Source organism: Shewanella sp. 10N.286.51.B7 (assembly GCF_002873615.1).
Classification (GTDB): Bacteria; Pseudomonadota; Gammaproteobacteria; order Enterobacterales; family Shewanellaceae; genus Shewanella; species Shewanella electrodiphila.
The window spans coordinates 63,519-82,415 of the sequence record NZ_MCUF01000062.1 but is presented as its reverse complement, the minus strand read 5'-3'; the positions used below and the strand labels follow the sequence as shown (position 1 = coordinate 82,415).

Genomic DNA, 18,897 nt, shown 5'->3' with positions numbered 1-18,897 from the left:
AAAAACCACGCTAATTAGCGTGGTTTTTTTATATTTACAATTTAATGAATTATTCTATTTATAATCAATTAAGATTAATTTCAGGTTTAGCGCAGCATTAAATTTTGTTAACATACGCACACTTTTATTATCAAACACATCAATTGTTTTCAGGGGCTAAATGTTCGATCTACTTCGTCACAAAACAAGCAGTAGCAAAGCAGATATTTTATCTGGATTGACTGTTGCACTAGCACTTATACCAGAGGCTGTTGCTTTTGCATTTGTCGCTCAAGTTGAACCTATGGTCGGTTTATACGCAGCCTTTATCATGGGTATTATTACTGCTGTTATTGGCGGGCGCCCAGGCATGATTTCTGGCGCAACCGGCGCTATGGCAGTTGTCATGGTATCGCTTGTTGTTGAGCATGGAGTACAGTATTTATTTGCAGCGGTGGTGCTAGCGGGGATAATTCAGATATCCGCAGGTATATTCAAGCTCGGTAAATTTATACGCATTGTTCCTTATCCTGTGATGATTGGCTTTGTAAACGGTCTCGCTATTGTTATTTTCCTTGCCCAGCTTGGACAATTTAAAGTCAAAGATGCCGCAGGAAACATGATCTGGTTGGCACAAGAGCCATTAATGATTATGCTCGGCTTAGTCGCTTTAACGATGGCGATCATCCACTTTTTACCAAAATTAACCACTGCGATTCCGTCTTCATTAGTCGCGATTTTAACGGTTACCGCAATCGTAGTTGGTTTAGATTTGGATACGCGTAATGTACTCGATTTCTTAAAAACCATGAGTGGTGATGAGCATGCAACCATTGCAGGCACCTTGCCTAGTTTTGCCATTCCAAGTGTGCCATTTACTCTAGATACCCTATTTATTATCCTTCCGTATGCATTTATTCTTGCTGCAATTGGTTTAATTGAATCACTGTTAACCCTTACCGTTATTGATGAAATGACCAATAGTCGTGGTAAAAGTAACAAAGAATGTGTTGGTCAAGGTGTGGGGAATATTACCAGTGGCTTCTTCGGCGCTATGGGTGGGTGTGCAATGATTGGTCAATCAATCATTAATATCAACTCAGGTGGTCGTGGTCGTTTATCTGGCATAACAGCAGCTTTAGCACTACTTGCCTTTATTTTATTTGGCTCAGCATTCATTGAAATTATCCCTCTAGCCGCGCTAGTCGGTGTAATGTTCATTGTGGTACTCGGGACATTTGAATGGGCTAGTTTTAAAGTCATGGGCAAAGTACCAAAGCATGATGCATTCGTTATCGTCTTAGTCACTGCTGTGACCGTATTTACCGATTTGGCATTTGCTGTTTTTGTTGGTGTTATTGTTTCAGCACTCGTGTTTGCATGGGAACACGCAAAACACATCAACGTTGAAACTAATACAGATGCCAATGGCTGGAAAGTTTACAAGTTAAATGGCCCATTGTTCTTTGGCTCAGTATCTAACTTCTTAGATCTTTTCGATGCAACTAATGATCCTGAAGATATCATTGTCGATTTCCAAAATTCGCGCGTTGCTGATCATTCAGCACTTGATGCTATTGATACGTTAGCTGAACGATATGTTGCAGCAGGTAAAAAGTTACATTTACGACACTTAAGTCCAGACTGTAAAGATTTACTCCATAAGGCACGTGATTTAGTTGAAGTTAATGTGATTGAAGATCCACATTACAAAGTGGCAGATGATGCACTGGATTCTTAATCCGAATCAATATGTGATGTTATTCCATCAACAAAAAAGCGAACTAGATAGTTCGCTTTTTTATTGGGTTACCGCTTTGTCAGCGTAGGTATTTCTTACATCAACTAGACTAATCTTTCTTTAGTAATGCCTCAAATTGTCTCATCGCCTGTTCAAACTTGGGCTTGATAAGTAGTTGGCAATAAGGTTGTTCTGCATTTTTAGCAAAATAGTCATCATGAAAGTTTTCTGCATGATAAAAAGTTTCGTACATAGAAACTTCAGTCACAATAGGTTTTGGCCAAATCCCCTGCTGTATCAATTTACTAATTGCAATTGTCGCTTGATCGACTTGCTCAGCATTATGAGTAAATATCACCGAACGGTATTGTGGACCTTTATCATTACCTTGTTGATTCAAAGTGGTAGGATCATGAATCGCAAAAAATACCGACAGTAAGGTGTTGTAACTAATCACAGCTGGATTAAATGTCACTTGTATGACTTCGGCATGACCTGTAATACCACTGCAAACCGCATCATAATGTGCATCTTCTGTTGTGCCGCCACTATAACCAGAATAAACACTCTCAACCCCGTCGAGTCTTTGGAAAACGGCCTCTATACACCAAAAGCAACCTGCACCAAATGTGGCCATTTGCATCGATTTGGCCGCTTTAGATTTCTCTGCTTCTATTTCATCGTAACTTTTAAAAACCATTGAAATAGAGTTGACACAATGACGCATATTTTTACCGGTGAGCATTTCACCTTTAAACACATGACCAAGATGACCGCCACATTCATAGCAAGTAATTTCTGTGCGTTGGCCATCTGCATCTACAGTACGCTTGATTGCACCATGTATTTCATCATCAAATGCAGGCCAGCCACAAAAAGCATTAAATTTATGTTCGCTTTTATATAAAGGCGCTAAGCATTTTTTACACAGATATAAACCTTCAGCTTCATGATTGACGTATTCTCCACTAAATGGACGTTCAGTTCCTTTCTGCTCAATGACATACTTTTCAAACTCAGTTAATTCATTCATTTGCATCGTCCTAACTTCAATCTTAGCCTTCTCACTTTAAAGCAATAGTTAAACAGATGGCAGTATGCCGAATAAAGATCACTATTTCGACTTATAAGACCGCTTTTTAGATCAAAAAATTGCGACAAAGTGTGACGGAGGTTAAAATCACATTGGGTCAAATAAAACAATAAGTAGAAAACATGAAATTAGAAACAATTGATTACCGCTCAGAGGGCTGTGCAAAGCAGTTTGTTGAGTCATTAAGAGAAACAGGGTTTGGTGTATTATCCAATCACCCAATCAGTAAAGAACTCGTCGAAACCATCTATAAAGAATGGTATGAGTTTTTCCTGTCTGAACAAAAAAATGATTTTTTATTCAAACCAGAAACACAGGATGGGTTTTTCCCAGCCTCAATTTCTGAAACGGCAAAAGGCCATAGCGTAAAAGATATCAAAGAATATTTTCACGTTTACCCTTGGGGCCGCATTCCTGAATCATTAAAAGCCAACATTCTGGCTTACTATAAACATGCTAATGAATTAGCTGCGGAATTATTAGGTTGGATTGAAGAGTATGCACCTGCTGAGGTAGCTGCAAAATTTTCAATTCCGCTGCCAGCCATGATAGCTGAAAGCGAAAAAACATTATTACGTGTTCTGCACTACCCACCAATGGCTGGCGATGAAGAACTAGGTGCAATTCGCGCAGCAGCACATGAAGATATTAACTTAATTACTGTACTACCTGCGGCTAACGAGCCAGGTCTTCAAGTACAAACCAAAGATGATAATTGGATAGATGTACCCAGTGATTTTGGTAATATCATTATTAATATCGGTGATATGCTTCAAGAAGCATCTGGTGGTTATTATCCATCAACGTCACATCGAGTCATTAATCCTGAAGGAACAGATAAGACCAAATCGCGTATTTCGTTACCACTGTTTTTACATCCCAACCCAGAAGTGGTGTTATCTGAGCGCTACACAGCAGATAGCTACTTAATGGAAAGACTACGAGAGCTTGGCGTTATTTAAGTTCTTGAGTATTTCCAATAAGTTTAAAGCGCCAAATGGCGCTTTTTTTTATCATTTAACGGCATAACAAGGTAGAATATGCCCCTTTGTTAGTAGTGGTTTTAAAAAAGGCAAACACATGGCAATTCAATGGTACCCAGGACACATGCACAAAGCTCGAAAAGAGATTGAAGAGGCAATGCCTCAAGTCGATCTTGTCATCGAAGTATTAGATGCGCGTATTCCATATAGTAGTGAAAACCCTATGGTTTCAACCTTAAGGGGCGATAAGCCATGTATTAAACTACTCAACAAATCAGACCTAGCCGATCCTAAAGTGACCGCACGCTGGATTGAATACCTAGAGCGTGAACAAGGTGTAAAAGCAACTGCGATAACCACACTTCAACCAGGTCAAGTTAAAAGCATTCCTGATATTTGTCGTAAGTTAGTTCCTTCTCGCGACAAACTTGAAAAAGATATTCGTACCATGATTATGGGGATCCCGAATGTCGGTAAGTCCACTATTATTAATACCCTTGCGGGTCGCACTCTCGCAAAAACAGGTAACGAACCCGCTGTCACCAAGCGTCAACAACGTATCAATTTAAAAAATGGTATTGTACTGTCTGACACTCCTGGTATTTTATGGCCAAAGGTTGATAACGAATCAAGTAGTTATCGTTTAGCTGTCACAGGTGCGATTAAAGATACTGCAATGGAATATGAAGATGTCGCCATGTTCGCTGCAGAGTATTTTCTTCACGCTTACCCTGAAGAGATTTGTGAGCGATATAAGCTCAAGTCACAGCCTGAAACCGATATTGAATTACTCGAAGAAATTGGCCGTAAACGCGGTGCATTAAGACCAGGCGGTCGTATTGATTTACACAAAGCATCTGAATTACTACTCCATGAATTCCGCTCAGGAAAAACAGGCTTATTGACCTTAGAAACCCCTGAAATGGCTGAGATAGAAAAAGCTGAAGTGGCGCGTGTGATGGCAGAAAAAGAAGCTATTAAACAGCAAAAAATTGAACAAGAAAAATTAAAACGTTCAGGTAAACGTCATCAAAATGGTTAATCCTAATTAGTTATTACGTTACGATAGAACAAATAAAGGCTTATCACATGATAAGCCTTTATACGTTAAATTAGAGAGATTATGCCGATTTAATCCGCTTTGCCAACGCAACTAAACTTGCATCCAACAAATCTAAAACCACTTCAAAACCATTCTCGCCGCCGTAATAGGGATCGGGCACTTCCATTACACCGTTAACGTCATCTGCTGCAAAGGATAAAATCAACCTCAACTTATGTTGGTATTGAGAAGGACAGCGAATGACTAAATCATCCATATTAGCGTTATCAGCTGCCAATATTAAGTCAAACTGCTCAAAATCTTGGTCTATTACTTTACGTGCTTTCATACCACTGAACTCTAATCCACGAGCCTCACCTGCTTTGATTGAACGAGGATCCGGTGGGTTTCCTTGATGATAGGCCGCTGTTCCTGCTGAATCTATATGAATTTCAAGACCTAACTCAGCAACTTTATGGCGAAAAACAGCTTCAGCGCTAGGCGAACGGCAAATATTACCGAGACAAACAAAAAGTACTGACTTAACCTGACTCAAGTTTAGCGTTTGTATCGCATCAGCTTTAGAATGGGATTGGGATTCCAATATTTACTCCTTTATTTCGCTTGGAAAAATCGTAGATTTAGCGAACCTAATATTAACTAGGTTTAGGTCAAAAAGCCTATATTTATTCATTCCTTAACCTTAAAAAATGCGCGAATCGTGGAATGCCGTTTTTCGTCAGCCCTAAATATTGGTAAGTGATGATTGAGCCAATTGCCGGCGGGTTAGCTCTTTGATGATCACTAAAACCACTGCCAATTTTAAACTGTTTTCCATCAGGCATTTCAACAGTGAGAGAGCCTAGTAAACCTGAATATTTCCCCTTACCTTCGTTATAAGCGATGACAATGGCTTCAGCATCATAGCGAGGTTTGAGTTTAACAATATCTTGGCTGCGGCCCACTTTATACAAGGCCGATTTTTTATGTAGCATCAGGCCTTCAGCTTTTAGTGCTATAACACGATTAAGTTCTTGATATAGCGCTTCGTGAGTTGAGAATGATTGTTGGGGGATCATGTTTATGTACTTAGAGTGAGACGCTATTTGTGCCATGTCTTGCACACGCTGACTAAATTCGCCCTTATGTTCTGGCATATCAAAAATCATAAACTTAACTTGTCGCCACAAGGGGTTATCGACCCTCTGACTTCGCGATAGCGCGGACACTGATTCAAAATCATTACGTTTAATCCATAACTCGCCATCCAGTTTAGACGCTGGAAAGTCTGCAACAAACCAATCAGGCACGGATATCTTTCTACCAGAGCGAGACAACAGATGTTCACCATTCCAATAGCCTCTTACACCATCAAGCTTTTCACTGACAAAGTATTGTTCAACCTTGATGTCATCTTGAAACCGGCTAGCAAGTTGAATGGGAGGCTTTTCAGCTGCAAACAATGGAACAGAAAGTAATAAATAGATGGGAAGAAATATAATAGACAGTAAATATCTTTGCATAGTAGCATCCTTGCTAGTAATAATTTGAAAATGAAACCTATTGGACTTGATCAATACACTGCTGCCACAACAGCGACCATATTGAATAGCAACAGTAGTCGGCTCCTACCTTAGTTAACAGCTAGCATAGTTAACCCCAGCTATAGACAACAACTCTGACACTAAACAGCATTCAAGATAATTGATTTTAGTAAAGATTTTATATTTTGCTATGTTAAGGGCTGATATAACAATCTACCTACGTTACAAACAAAATGAGATATAGGCATAAAATGAAACCGGTAAATAATAATGGCTTTAAACGGATCATCCGAGCGACTGGATTTTCATTACAGGGGTTAACAAGCGCCTGGAAAAATGAAGCTGCATTTAGACAAGAACTTATCTTAGCAATGGTATTACTCCCTATTGCACTTTTCACCAATGTCAGCTTTATCGAATCAATATTAATGATAATGACTTTGTTCATCGTACTTATCACAGAGTTACTTAACTCAGCCATCGAAGCGGTCGTCGATAGAATAGGTGATGAAATCCATCCTTTAAGTGGTCAAGCCAAAGACGTGGCTTCTGCAGCGGTATTTTTAAGTTTGGCATTGTGCGCTATAACGTGGGGCGCAATATTGATCAATGCTTACTTATTATAGCTATTCGTCCGAATCACTCTCTTGTAGTAAAGACAGCTAAAAACATTAAATGATCCAGCTAAGATCAACGATAAATTTTATGTGTTAGTACTAGCAGAGCTTGTTCAATTTCATCAATTCGCTCACTGTTAATCCAATGCGCGGCGTAAATATGTCTGCGCATTGGCTCAACGCCTTCAACTAAAAACAGTTCAGATTGTAAAAGCTTTTCCTCAACCATCGTTTCAGGCAAAAAAGCACTACCGCCATTGCTCATTAGATAATCAAATGCTATTTGCGCAGAACTGGTATGTAGAGATGCCATGGGAAAGTATGCTAACTCTTGGGCATGCATGATATTAAAAGCGGTACCCCAATCCACTTTCACATACTGGTATTGGCTTATATCATTCACCGATAAATCAGGCTTGTCAGCCACCAATATTAAATTCACACGGTGTAGTTTAGTGATTTCGATATCATCGATACGCAGAGGATCAAAACTTAGCGCGATATCTAGCGTTCTTTCAGACAACTGTTTTGACATCACAGCCGTGGTTATCACATCAGTTCTTAAAGACACGTCTTGTAAGCCAGAACATAATGGTTGCATCAATTTATTTAAGTAGCTATCCCAAACATTGTGTCCAATACCAAGGCTAAGTTGTACTAGCTGACTGCCTGACAATGATACATCTTGCTTTGCCCTTTCAACTGCGGTTAACACGGCATTGGCATGCTCTAGTAATCGCTCACCCGCTGGTGTGGGCTGAATATTATTTCGCTCTCTATTAAACAGCGAAACACCTAACATATTCTCAAGCTGTTTAACTCTGAAGCTCACCGCGCTACGAGTTAAAAATAGATTATCTGCAGCTTTTCCAAAATGACGGGTGCGATAAACTTCTAAATACGTTTTTAATAAATCAGTATCCATAATGGATTAATACTCAAACAGGAATGTACGAGGTTATTTTAATATCGCTTTATAGCAAAATTATGGCAAAGAGTAATTAGCTTTAACACTTGTAGACGTAATATCAAATCAGCAAAAAATTGACAAACCCTCTCAATTACAAATTTTTAACACTTAGTCAAAATACTGACTGTAAATTCCATAAAATAATCAGTAAATATTCCATTAATGTTCCCTTAAACACACTGAACACTTCATTTTAAAGATTCATTAAACCAAGCCAAGCCTCACCATAAAACTCAACTTAAAGCTTTTAAAACAGGCATTTAAATTTATCATACAAATATTTAGCTTTAGCCCGATGTTTGTCGATACTTCTAAACTTTGATCTAGGATCACTTTTCAGCACATTTTAACCAACAAAGTCTTCACATTTAGTTACATAGTGCTAGTATTAGTACGCAAAAAGATATAACCCTGATTATAAAATAAAAATAAAAAGCACGTCTAACTCACAATGAGTTCATATTAAGTGCGGAGATAAAATGTTTAAGCGAGCCTCTTTAGGACTTTTAGCTGTGGTTTGTACTACTGGCCATGTTAAAGCTGACGAATACAAATTTACCCTTGGTGCATTTTACGCTAGCTCAGATTCAACGATGCTAGTGAAAAGTGCTAAAGATACGGGTAATTATTATTTGCTCGATTTTGAGGATGACTTGCTGTTAACCGAAGATCAATTCCTACCTTTTTTTGAATTCCAATATAGCTTCAAAGAACGCCACCACATTTATGTCGATTGGAAGTCATTACACCGTAATGCCGATACCCCACAGTTAGGTTTTGATATCGAAATCCCTGAGTTCGGTGATAATGATCAAAGCTATGTCATTGACGGCAGTGCTAAATTATCGACCACATTAAATATCGATATTTTAAGAATTGGTTACGGATATGATATTTGGGAAGGCAATGATTATACTGTAGGCGGCTCAATTGGTTTGCATACTATGTTTGTAGAAACCATATTTGAAGGCGACATTAGCCTCTGTGGCGAAACTAGCGAGCCAAATAGCTTGTGTGATACCGTCTCATTTACGCCTAAAGTTGTTGATAACGCGTTAACAGCACCTTTACCAAATATTGGTTTATTCGGCATGTACGAATTTTACCCAGGTTGGCAGTTTAGTGCTCATGCACAATACTTTGCTATTAAGTATGATAATTTTAAAGGTTCATTAGTCGATATTCGAGCAGGTGTTAGTGCCATGATCTGTGAAAACTTCCACTTATCTTTGGCGTATAATTATTACGATGTTGACGTTGATATTGAGCGTTCTCGTAGTATCTTGGATAAAGAATTTAGAACTTTAGATTACAATATAAATTATAGTTTTACTGGCCCCATGTTTGCCGTATCCTATTCATTCTAATGTTCAAAAAGCACCTTAATAAAGGTGCTTAAAAAACGTTGAAGATTAATAATTAAGTCACTTTCAAGCATCAACATTCATTAAAATTATGCCTCTTTTCTTTTGATAGTTTGCAAAGTGACCTCAACTGGTATTGAGGAATTGCATGTCAACTGATCTACTAAAATCTGCCGCTTTAAATTTAAAAAAAGCCGTTCCTTTAATGTTGAAACACAGCATTCCAACCACGCCGACCAATTATGCACTTTGGTACACATATGTGGCCGAATCCAATCCCAAGCTTAACCTTGCCCTCGATTCAGCTATTGCACAAAACCAGCAATACTCTCCTGTTTCCAGCGAATTACTTTACCGAGAACACATTTCAGATCCCGTTGAGCTAGATGTGCGTGATATGAGACAAAACCTTGATGCAATGGTTTGCGAGCTGTCTCAATCCTTAAAAGACACTAATCATGACACCAACAATTTTCAATCAAAAATCGAAAAGGAATTTAGTAAGTTAAGCGAACTTGAAAGCAAAGGCTTTTCACTTGAGCAAGTTATCAAGGTCGTTCGCAATATCGTCAGTGAGTCAGCAAATATACATTCAAGTACCGTTAGTTTTACCCAGCAATTGGACAAAGCACAATCAGAGATAAATACCCTCAAACAACGCCTAGCTGAATCTGAAAAAGATGTTTTATTTGATGCATTAACTGAAGCATTAAACCGCCGTGCATTTAACGAAGATATTAATGCCCTTATCAGTCAATCTCCGTCAGGGGCTTGTTTGATCATCGCCGATATTGACCATTTCAAACAATTCAATGACACCTTCGGCCACCAGCTGGGGGATTTAGTGCTCAAAGTAGTATCTAAACGGTTACAGGAATCTTGTCGTGATGGGGTTAAACTTTACCGATTTGGTGGCGAAGAGTTTGCAATTTTATTGCCTAACAGCAAACAACGCATTGCAAGACAACTGGCTGAAGCCATGCGCCGCTCTATAGAAAAACTGAGCGTCAAAGACCGACGCAGCGAAACACGTATTGATAATATTACTGCTTCATTCGGCGTCAGTGAATGGAAAGAAAAACAAACAACCAGTCAGCTGATTGAAAGTGCTGACAAGTTGTTATACGAAGCAAAACGATTAGGTCGTAATAGAGTGATGCCCATTTCAAATTAAACGATGACCACTGTTTACTTTCTTGGCCGTCACCACATAGCGATAATCGCTGTTAGCAGATAAATCTTCAAACGGATAACACGTTATTAAAGTTAACTGGTTATCCGTTGTCATATTAAGTACCTCAGTTTGTGTTTCGTGAACGATATCAATATGCGTGATTAAGTAGTTCTGCTGCATTCCGTATGATGTTTCAAGCTCAACAATGTCCCCTTTTTTCACTTGTTGCAGTGGTAAAAAATGAGTATCTCTATGCCCTGCAATAATGGTATTACCTTGCTCACCCACTCCAGCGCCACTTAATACTAAGCTTGGGCCAAATGCTAAGTTTCGCCCTGAAGCCCCCGCGAGAACAAACATTGGCTGGCCTATTGGATATAAGTCAGTTTCTTTATCTGCGTATAATTTTAACTTAGCCACAGGGTGTGTATCTGCCCAGCTCCAAGGTTTATGCGGTAATTGATCTTCTAAGGTTTTACTCCATGCCTGCTCAATCAAATATTGAGCAAAATTAGCTTTAATTTGCATATACGCTCCTTGCGATAAAAAACTCACTCCTATCAATGCCACACAACTCGGAATAATCCATTTAAATGACATCATAAGACCCGCCTTGCTCGTTATTTTTGGGCAAAATGAGTCGCTGTGCGGGTAACAAACCTTTTAGCCAAAGGCCATGTAGCAAAGCAATGATAAGTAGGCTTAGCCCGATTAAAATGTTTAGCCGACTAGATGTTGCAGTTTGAGGCAAAACACCTTGAGGTCTTTTCCAGCCATCAGGCATATGTCTTTTCACTTGTTGATTGCGATTAAATTCGGCCATAGGGTTCACAGGCGTTTTATCAACCGCAACTAGGCTTGTTTGCGATGTAACTAAATGATATTTCATTCCCAATGCCTCCACTTGCTTTTTCACTCGCTGTAAGTTGCTGCGACTTTGGGTGGCTTCAATGGCATCAATTTGCGCATTTGCCCAGATTAAATCCAGACCAGCTGCTTGTTTGGGTGCATTACGGTTTATCTGATGTTGCCAAAATTGTCCTTGGCTATAACCTGAAACAATTAAATCTTGTTGGTTATATGAAGGCGATTTATAACTCACTAATAATGGTTCATCTTGATATAAATCGGGGATCTGAGCAGGCCAATAATCAGGTACTGTGCCATCTTGATAAGTTAACTTAATATCTGTACTCACTGGTTTCTCGATTTTAGCGAGTAATTGCGAAATTTTGCTTTTTACTTCAGACGTTTTACCAATGTATGTATATGTACCGCGCCCAAACATAGCTGCACGTTCCATAAAGTATGAATTAGGCGCCGAACCGATCCCTACGGTGAATAACCTGCTGTCGCCTAATTCAGCTTCAATTTGCTGAAATAAGCCATGCTCATTACTCACCGCGCCATCAGTGATAAAAATAACTTGCCTTAACAACGTTGAATGCTCTTGTGCGCGATTAAATTCATCCTCGTGATTTCCAGCTTGATTTGCAGCGTGAGTCAAAGACACTGATAAGGCTTTACTGATTTCAGTTCCACCATTGGCTTCAAGTTGACGGACAAACTGATTAGCTTTGCCGATATTGCTACTTGAGCCTACTAATGACTGTTCAGATAACTGACTCGTCGCGTGATTAAACTCAATCACATTGAATTTATCTTGGCTGGTTAATCCTGCAAGCGCATAAAGCATCGCTTGTTTGGCCTGTTCTAAAGAGCCGCCTGACATTGAGCCTGAAGTATCAATCACTAAAATTAACTCTCGTGGCACGTGATGTTTACTGATGTCATCGTTTGTATTTGGGTCCCTTTGAACAAATTGGCTTTGATTTGACGCTGCTGGAGGTGTCAGCATGACTAAACCATATTCCACTTGATTAAGCTTTGCCTTGTTATCAATATGCTCATTACTCTTTTTATTACTATGTTCTTTACTCTGTTGATTAACGACTTCATGAGTCTGACCTTGCTGAGTAAACACTGCTGTCAGCGGCGATAAGCTTTCATTAGCCTGGGCTCGCCAGGTCAGCACAAAATCTTTATTGGCTTTTTGTTGCCCCACAAGCGATATTTGCCATTTATCCCCTGCTCCAACCTTTTTAATCTCTTGGTATGGGCTGTTGATATCTGCAACATTAAAGCCTGCTTCTAATTCCACTTGTAAGTTGACCGTTACCCCGTCTGAGTTTTTATCATCCAGCTCGTAATCAATCTCACTTCGATCGTCTGCCTCTGGGTACAATAAAAATTCAGGTGAAAAACTTAACAGTGATGAAGGCAATGTTGGCGATAAAGATTCATACGATTGTTGCGATAATTCAGACGTTACAGTCACCCCATTGACTTGCTTACGATTAACAGTCTCGCCATCAACCGCCGAATATCCTGGCTTATACCTAGGGTTAATCGTCATCGGAAATCGTAAGCTAAACTCACCGTCTCTATAGCGCAGTTTTTCTTGATAACTAATTTCAACCGTTAATGTTTCCTTCGGCCCAAGATTAGCGACTTCTGTGGTGAATATATTAGCGCGTTGCTGTGATACGAGACTGGCTCTTTTCCCCTGAGACTTTGCTTTTTCAAATGTGGCTTTAGCTTGCTTTTTAGGTTGAATATCGCCTTCAATAACCCGCTCGCCGATAATGAGGCGCATTTGATCGACCGCACTATTAGACGATAACGGGAAAATATAACTACCATTAATCCAATCACTAGATTGGTTTGTGAAGGTTTGCTTAACACTCACCCTATTTGTCCAGCCAGAGACTTTCATCCTGACATCAGTTTTTAAAGGTAAACTTTCAAATTGCTGACCATTAACCTGATAACGCAATATTCCTTGGGTCACTTCGGATAAGTCATTTCCTTTATGCTCAGAGCCAGTATTTCTGCGATCTGATGATCCCATGGCATGCACTGGAAACAACACATTCAAAAGCATCAATGCCAACAGAATTAGACCTGAACAGCCATAGGCTGCTAGATCAAGCTTGTTAGTGGCATTCCTAATTATAGGTATTTTCCTGTTTCGGTAACGGGTTAACCTTTTCATCGTTTCTCTCCTTGAACTCGGTACTCCCTTCGATGAAACGCTGCCAACTCAGCAAGGTTTCACGAAGGTTGAATCTTTAATAAAGGTTAATTAGTTAGCAGCGAGAGCTTCACCGACAGGCATAATTTTCAATGTGACACGACGGTCAAAAAAGTCATTTTCAAAACTTTGCTGGGCATGTAATGGCGCTGATGCTCCAAATGCTTTGGCATGTAGACGCTCAGCTGATACGCCTTGGCTTTGTAGATAACTTGTCACTTCAATCAGTCTTTGCTCAGAAAGTGCCTGGTTAAATGTGCTATCTCCGCGACGATCTGCGTAGCCCGTCAAATCCAACATTAATTCAGGAGATAAAGCCATTAAGTAAGCCACGTCATCAAGTTGTTGCTCAAAGTGTGGCTCGATAGTGGACGACCCTGTTTTGAACTGCACATTCAAGCCAATAGCTAATTCTTGTAACTGTTGTTGCTGCGCTTCACGCAAGTCAGTTAATTGCGATTGCACGAGTAAATACTCATCCGTCACCTCTGCAAGTGATTGCTGTTTTTCATGTAAGGCAGTTAACTCAGACGTTTGGGTTTCAATAGATTGCTGTTGCTGCACTAACATTTCTTTCTGAGTTTGAATTTCAGAATCATCACCTACTGTTTTACCAATTAAGGTACCGGCAAACGCGCCGATAATTGCACCAACAGGCCCGCCTACCACTGCGCCTAATACAGCACCTGACGTCAGTCCGACTAACTCTTCAGTGTGTTCACGCTCAGTGACTTGTTCGGTCATTGGCTCAGTATTAGCAACTGAGATAGTAGAAATAAATAAACTGCTGATTACGGCTACTGCGATTAATTGCTTTTTCATGGTGATTCCTTTTGTGTTCTAGTTAAGTCATAAAATGAAGGAGACAATGAGTGATTCAATAAACAAACTTGAATGTCGCTGCGTCTCATTCGATGTCACTATTAAACACAATAGAAATGGCAACCAAGGGGCATAAAAATGGCAATGTAGAGATGAAATGTGGCAACAATATGGCAATTACTTTGTGACGATTTTTTTGGATTAAAAATCATGTATAGTCAGCCATATAAGTCACAAGAAAAACCAATACATGAAAAGAATTGCCATCGTTGAAGATGAAGTTGCTATTAGAGAAAACTACAAAGAATTGCTACAACAGCAAGGCTATAATGTGCAGGGCTATGCCAACCGTCCCGCAGCAATGCTGGCCTTCAATGCTCGCCTTCCGGACTTAGCTATTATTGATATCGGTTTGGAAAATGAAATCGATGGGGGTTTTACCTTATGTCAGTCACTTCGTTCAATGTCGAGCAGCTTGCCGATTATTTTTCTCACCGCAAGAGACAGTGATTTTGATACCGTTTGCGGCCTTCGCTTAGGCGCAGATGATTACTTATCAAAAGATGTTAGCTTTCCGCATTTAATTGCCCGTATTGCCGCGCTTTTTAGACGTTCAGAACTCATTGGCGCTGCCACCGTTGAAGATAATCTCATCGAACATGGTGCATTAACCATTGATGGCAATCGAATTCAAGTGTATTGGAACCAACAACCCATTGAGTTAACCGTGACTGAGTTTTGGATGGTGCATGCGATGGCAAAACATCCCGGGCACGTCCGCAGTCGCCAAGACCTAATGCAAGAAGCTAAAATTTTTGTCGATGACAGTACTATTACTTCTCATGTTAAACGGATTCGTAAAAAGTTCATCAGCGCAGATAAAGACTTTAATTGTATAGATACCGTTTACGGCATGGGTTATCGCTGGGATAGTGTTAGCTAATGTTTAATATTCCCATAGGTCTGCGTGCCAAAGTCGTTATCTTGTCTTTATTCTTACTTTGCTTGCCTTGGCTGGGTTATGAGTATGTGTGGGAGATGGAAAAGTATTTACGACATGGGCAAGAAAAAACCTTAGAAGGCACAACCCAAGCTTTAGCAACTGCGTTGCATGAACGGCCGAAACTGTTTAATCATCAAGCGAGTTTTTTAAGCCAAGTTGAAAAAGGCCGCGACCTTTATGCTTACCCATTATCAGGCCCAATTCAATTAGATGGTAAGCTGATTGATTGGCAGCAATACCAGCACCGTATGATCAATTACGCTAGTGATCATGTGATTTTTAATCGAAATGAAAATCAACCGGTTGATATTCACTTTACCCACATGGTGGGTAAATATGCCGGCTACTTATATGGTTTTTTTAAAGTACACGATAAACAGTTGGTTTATCGCAGTAAAAATAGCTTACGTGTCGATAAGAACGACCACTTAGTGATTGCCACTCAATCACCAGATGGCCAATTTAGACGTTATATCGTTGCTAACACACAAGATGGCTGGTTAAGCGCATTCGAATTGCCTCAAGATCCTGCTCAATCCATGCCAGTAACACCAGAAATTCGCATTCAAGGACAATGGCTAGCGACGAAAGATGGCTACAATATCGAGTTTAGAATGCCGCTTTCTATGGTGGGCAGTAAGCTTGGTTTTGCTATTTATAATGTCGACGATGTTAAAACTCGCACTGTGAATACCATTATTGGCACTTCCGCTATCGACTCTGTGGCTCAATTAGGAACGGTATTGGTGCCCTCGCCTGAAATTGAAAATATCATTAAAGGCATGAGCCATAACAGCTCGCGTATTTGGGTGGTTGATAACCACGGCCGTGTGTTAGCAAAATCAGGGGATATTCGCGCGACTAACAATGTCTGGTCTTCAAGTTTAAATGAAACAGAAACAGCCAGTGCTTGGCGCCAATTTAAAAGTGATCACTTATTGCCTTTGTATTATAAAATTCTCACTAAACCACCACAGGACTTTGTTGACTCATTGCAAGATTCAACCGAACTCAATGGCAGTCACATTCAACAGGCTTTAAATGGCAAACGGGCCTCAACTTGGCGTCTAACACCAGATAACAAAGCCGTTGTCTTAGCTGCTGCTAGCCCTATTTGGATTGATGATAAAGTCATGGGCGCTGTCATTGCAGAAGAAACCACCCATGGGATCCGCACGTTACGTAACCGCGCTTTAGAAAAGTTATTTAATGTCATCTTAACGATTATGAGCATGGGCACACTGGCGCTATTCATATTTGCCTCAAGTATCTCAAGCCGCATTCGAAAACTGCGCGACCAATCTGAGCAAGCCATTGATAGCCAAGGCCGAGTGAGACAACAAATTGTGCCGTCTAAAACCCGTGATGAAATAGGCGATTTGTCACGTAGCTTTGCTAATATTGTTGGCAGACTAGGACAATATACCCATTACCTTGAAAACATGTCATCACGCTTATCCCATGAGCTTAGAACCCCTGTGGCAGTGGTGCGCTCTTCTCTTGAACACTTAAGTCTACAACCTCTTGAACCTGCAAGTGAAAAGTATGTCGCCCGCGCCCAAGAAGGTGTGAGCCGTTTACATCTTATTTTAAATAACTTAAGTGAAGCAACTCGTCTTGAAGCCAGTTTATCCCATGTTGAACAAAGTGATTTTTCACTGCAACAAGTTGTCAGCGGTTGTATGCAAGGGTATCAATACACCTATCCTGATAACGAGTTTGCTGTCGCCATTGATGAGCACACTATGTCTATGAACGGTGTGCCAGAATACATTGCCCAATTAATGGATAAACTGATTAATAATGCGATTGAATTTAGTACTGAAGATCCGATTGAAGTTTCGTTGAAACAATCAGGAAAAATGGCCAAGTTAACGGTTAGCAACCGCGGCCCTTTATTACCTCAAGATATGAGTGAGCAAATTTTTGAATCTATGGTGTCGATCAGGCCACAAGGCATGCAAACAAAGCCTCATTTAGGCTTAGGGCTATATATCGTGAGATTAATCACCGAGTTTCATCAAGGGGAAATACATGCACAAAACCTCGCTGATGGTTCTGGTGTGCAATTTAGTTTGGCGTTTCCAATTACAGACCCTAAGTAAGCTAAGCACACGATAAATCGTCATTTATATTCGACTAGCGCTTTATTATGGCCGTATAGATGGTAGGATGGCTAAATTAATAGATAACATCACCTTGTATCAATTGGGAATGAGTTTATGAGTAATCAGCAAGACAAACTAGCCACTCAAATTGTCAGTGTCGGTAGAGAAAAGAAATACTCGAAAGGGATTATTAACCCACCAGTATATCGCGCATCGACAGTCGTATTCGATACCATGGATGACATGCGTTTTGCGATTAAAAACAAAACCAATGGCGAAATGTTTTACGGCCGCCGTGGCACCCCTACTCATTTCTCTTTTCAACAAGCAATCAGTGAATTAGAAGGCGGCGCAGGTACTGCGCTTTACCCATCTGGTGCTGGTGCTATTAGTGCTGCTCTGTTGTCCTTCTTAAAAAGTGGCGATCATTTATTAATGGTCGATAGCGCCTATGAACCGACGCGTGATTTATGTAATAAGCTGCTGGCAGGCTTTGGCATTGAAACCACTTACTACGATCCGCTTATTGGCGAAGGGATTAAAGACTTAATTCAGCCGAATACAAAAGTCTTGTTCCTAGAATCCCCTGGGTCTATCACCATGGAGATTCAAGATGTGCCAACATTAAGCCGAATCGCACATGAACATGATGTTGTGGTAATGCTCGATAATACTTGGGCATCGCCAATTAATTCCCGCCCTTTTGAAATGGGCGTGGATATCTCCATCCAAGCTGCAACCAAGTACATCGTCGGCCATTCAGATGTGATGATGGGCACAGCAACAGCCAATGAAGCACATTGGGAACAACTGCGTGAAAATAGTTATATCATGGGCCAGACAACGTCACCTGACGATGTGTACCTCGCCGCGCGTGGTTTACGCACATTAGGTGTAAGAATGGCCCAGCATGATAAGAATGCGCTTAAAGTCGCCAATTGGTTAGCTAGCCGACCTGAAGTGGATCATTTACGTCATCCTGCCTTTGAAACCTGCCCTGGTCATGAATTTTATCAACGTGATTTTAGTGGTGGTAATGGCCTATTCTCATTTGTATTAAAACAAGGCAACTTAGCCTCTGTCACTGCATTTGTTGAAAACATGCGTCATTTTAAAATGGGCTTTTCATGGGGCGGATATGAGAGCCTTATTTTAGGTGTATTCGGTATTGACAGACTGCGTACTGCAACAACATGGGATACCAGTAAACCACTGATTCGACTTCATATTGGCTTAGAAGATCCTGATGATTTAATTGCGGATTTAACTGAAGCATTCGAGCGCTTTAATGCTGTTATTGACAAATAACACGATAGATTAACAGCCAATAAAAACTAAGGGCCTTCTCAGTGAGAAAGCCCTT

16 protein-coding genes are annotated in these 18,897 nt (G+C 40.2%); 9 read left to right on the top strand and 7 right to left on the bottom strand.

The window, feature by feature from the left end; genetic code table 11:
* The first annotated feature begins 160 nt into the window (after positions 1 to 160).
* A complete protein-coding gene (locus BCU84_RS17275; RefSeq protein ID WP_102529315.1) occupies positions 161 to 1,720 on the top strand; it encodes a SulP family inorganic anion transporter in 1,560 nt (519 codons plus the stop codon).
* A gap of 109 nt (positions 1,721 to 1,829) precedes the next feature.
* On the opposite strand, the gene BCU84_RS17270 is transcribed toward BCU84_RS17275, so the two are convergent.
* Positions 1,830 to 2,753, bottom strand: a complete 924-nt coding sequence (locus tag BCU84_RS17270; RefSeq protein ID WP_102529314.1) for a bifunctional methionine sulfoxide reductase B/A protein — start codon at positions 2,751 to 2,753, stop codon at positions 1,830 to 1,832.
* Between the two features lie 182 nt (positions 2,754 to 2,935).
* Between BCU84_RS17270 and BCU84_RS17265 the strand changes: the two genes are divergently transcribed.
* Together BCU84_RS17265 and ylqF are read left to right on the top strand one after the other, a co-directional pair.
* A complete protein-coding gene (locus BCU84_RS17265) occupies positions 2,936 to 3,775 on the top strand; it encodes a 2OG-Fe(II) oxygenase family protein (RefSeq protein WP_102529313.1) in 840 nt (279 codons plus the stop codon).
* Between the two features lie 118 nt (positions 3,776 to 3,893).
* Positions 3,894 to 4,838 carry a ribosome biogenesis GTPase YlqF gene (ylqF, locus tag BCU84_RS17260; RefSeq protein ID WP_102529312.1) on the top strand — a complete coding sequence of 315 codons (945 nt, stop codon included), beginning with the start codon at positions 3,894 to 3,896 and terminating at the stop codon, positions 4,836 to 4,838.
* Between the two features lie 79 nt (positions 4,839 to 4,917).
* Here ylqF and BCU84_RS17255 read toward each other — a convergent pair whose 3' ends face one another.
* Together BCU84_RS17255 and BCU84_RS17250 are read right to left on the bottom strand one after the other, a co-directional pair.
* Positions 4,918 to 5,394 (bottom strand): low molecular weight protein-tyrosine-phosphatase, encoded by a 477-nt coding sequence (locus BCU84_RS17255; protein WP_102529321.1) that lies wholly within the window; start codon positions 5,392 to 5,394, stop codon positions 4,918 to 4,920.
* Positions 5,395 to 5,524: 130 nt separating this feature from the next.
* Entirely contained in the window at positions 5,525 to 6,361 is an 837-nt protein-coding gene (locus BCU84_RS17250) for a DNA ligase (RefSeq protein WP_102529311.1), read from the bottom strand.
* Positions 6,362 to 6,633: 272 nt separating this feature from the next.
* On the opposite strand from BCU84_RS17250, the gene BCU84_RS17245 reads away from it, so the two are divergent.
* Positions 6,634 to 7,008 carry a diacylglycerol kinase gene (locus tag BCU84_RS17245; RefSeq protein WP_102529310.1) on the top strand — a complete coding sequence of 125 codons (375 nt, stop codon included), beginning with the start codon at positions 6,634 to 6,636 and terminating at the stop codon, positions 7,006 to 7,008.
* Positions 7,009 to 7,072: 64 nt separating this feature from the next.
* Here the strand turns inward: BCU84_RS17245 and BCU84_RS17240 are convergent, their stop codons facing one another.
* Positions 7,073 to 7,924 carry a LysR family transcriptional regulator gene (locus BCU84_RS17240; RefSeq protein WP_102529309.1) on the bottom strand — a complete coding sequence of 284 codons (852 nt, stop codon included), beginning with the start codon at positions 7,922 to 7,924 and terminating at the stop codon, positions 7,073 to 7,075.
* Between the two features lie 524 nt (positions 7,925 to 8,448).
* Between BCU84_RS17240 and BCU84_RS17235 the strand changes: the two genes are divergently transcribed.
* Both BCU84_RS17235 and BCU84_RS17230 read left to right on the top strand, forming a co-directional pair.
* Positions 8,449 to 9,336: a hypothetical protein gene (locus BCU84_RS17235; RefSeq protein ID WP_102529308.1), complete on the top strand. Its 888-nt coding sequence runs from the start codon at positions 8,449 to 8,451 to the stop codon at positions 9,334 to 9,336.
* Positions 9,337 to 9,481: 145 nt separating this feature from the next.
* Complete coding sequence (locus tag BCU84_RS17230) at positions 9,482 to 10,507, top strand: GGDEF domain-containing protein (protein ID WP_102529307.1); 1,026 nt, start codon at positions 9,482 to 9,484, stop codon at positions 10,505 to 10,507.
* Here BCU84_RS17230 and BCU84_RS17225 read toward each other — a convergent pair.
* The 3 genes from BCU84_RS17225 to pdsO form a co-directional block, all read right to left on the bottom strand.
* Positions 10,499 to 11,110, bottom strand: coding sequence for a class GN sortase (locus BCU84_RS17225; RefSeq protein WP_102529306.1), 612 nt, complete (start codon positions 11,108 to 11,110; stop codon positions 10,499 to 10,501). The two genes, BCU84_RS17230 and BCU84_RS17225, sit on opposite strands and share 9 nt — an antisense overlap.
* Positions 11,097 to 13,562 (bottom strand): marine proteobacterial sortase target protein, encoded by a 2,466-nt coding sequence (locus BCU84_RS17220; protein WP_102529305.1) that lies wholly within the window; start codon positions 13,560 to 13,562, stop codon positions 11,097 to 11,099. The genes BCU84_RS17225 and BCU84_RS17220 overlap by 14 nt, the downstream gene beginning before the upstream one ends.
* Before the next feature lie 90 nt (positions 13,563 to 13,652).
* A complete protein-coding gene (pdsO, locus tag BCU84_RS17215; protein ID WP_102529304.1) occupies positions 13,653 to 14,423 on the bottom strand; it encodes a sortase-associated OmpA-like protein PdsO in 771 nt (256 codons plus the stop codon).
* A gap of 250 nt (positions 14,424 to 14,673) precedes the next feature.
* Here pdsO and pdsR point away from each other — a divergent pair, with 250 nt between their 5' ends.
* From pdsR to BCU84_RS17200, 3 genes are all read left to right on the top strand, one after another.
* Entirely contained in the window at positions 14,674 to 15,366 is a 693-nt protein-coding gene (gene pdsR / locus BCU84_RS17210) for a proteobacterial dedicated sortase system response regulator (protein WP_102529303.1), read from the top strand.
* Positions 15,366 to 17,531, top strand: coding sequence for a proteobacterial dedicated sortase system histidine kinase (gene pdsS, locus BCU84_RS17205; RefSeq protein ID WP_102529302.1), 2,166 nt, complete (start codon positions 15,366 to 15,368; stop codon positions 17,529 to 17,531). Before pdsR ends, pdsS begins: the two co-directional genes overlap by 1 nt.
* Before the next feature lie 117 nt (positions 17,532 to 17,648).
* Positions 17,649 to 18,842 carry a cystathionine beta-lyase gene (locus BCU84_RS17200; RefSeq protein WP_102529301.1) on the top strand — a complete coding sequence of 398 codons (1,194 nt, stop codon included), beginning with the start codon at positions 17,649 to 17,651 and terminating at the stop codon, positions 18,840 to 18,842.
* The last annotated feature ends 55 nt before the right edge of the window (positions 18,843 to 18,897 follow it).

Coding starts and splice junctions, on each gene's coding strand:
- BCU84_RS17200 (WP_102529301.1), top strand. CDS start 17,649: ATGAGTAATCAGCAAGACAAACTAGCCACTCAAATTGTCAGTGTCGGT.
- BCU84_RS17245 (WP_102529310.1), top strand. CDS start 6,634: ATGAAACCGGTAAATAATAATGGCTTTAAACGGATCATCCGAGCGACT.
- BCU84_RS17265 (WP_102529313.1), top strand. CDS start 2,936: ATGAAATTAGAAACAATTGATTACCGCTCAGAGGGCTGTGCAAAGCAG.
- ylqF (WP_102529312.1), top strand. CDS start 3,894: ATGGCAATTCAATGGTACCCAGGACACATGCACAAAGCTCGAAAAGAG.
- BCU84_RS17270 (WP_102529314.1), bottom strand. CDS start 2,753: ATGAATGAATTAACTGAGTTTGAAAAGTATGTCATTGAGCAGAAAGGA.
- pdsS (WP_102529302.1), top strand. CDS start 15,366: ATGTTTAATATTCCCATAGGTCTGCGTGCCAAAGTCGTTATCTTGTCT.
- pdsR (WP_102529303.1), top strand. CDS start 14,674: ATGAAAAGAATTGCCATCGTTGAAGATGAAGTTGCTATTAGAGAAAAC.
- BCU84_RS17235 (WP_102529308.1), top strand. CDS start 8,449: ATGTTTAAGCGAGCCTCTTTAGGACTTTTAGCTGTGGTTTGTACTACT.
- BCU84_RS17240 (WP_102529309.1), bottom strand. CDS start 7,924: ATGGATACTGATTTATTAAAAACGTATTTAGAAGTTTATCGCACCCGT.
- BCU84_RS17250 (WP_102529311.1), bottom strand. CDS start 6,361: ATGCAAAGATATTTACTGTCTATTATATTTCTTCCCATCTATTTATTA.
- BCU84_RS17225 (WP_102529306.1), bottom strand. CDS start 11,110: ATGATGTCATTTAAATGGATTATTCCGAGTTGTGTGGCATTGATAGGA.
- BCU84_RS17230 (WP_102529307.1), top strand. CDS start 9,482: ATGTCAACTGATCTACTAAAATCTGCCGCTTTAAATTTAAAAAAAGCC.
- BCU84_RS17275 (WP_102529315.1), top strand. CDS start 161: ATGTTCGATCTACTTCGTCACAAAACAAGCAGTAGCAAAGCAGATATT.
- pdsO (WP_102529304.1), bottom strand. CDS start 14,423: ATGAAAAAGCAATTAATCGCAGTAGCCGTAATCAGCAGTTTATTTATT.
- BCU84_RS17220 (WP_102529305.1), bottom strand. CDS start 13,562: ATGAAAAGGTTAACCCGTTACCGAAACAGGAAAATACCTATAATTAGG.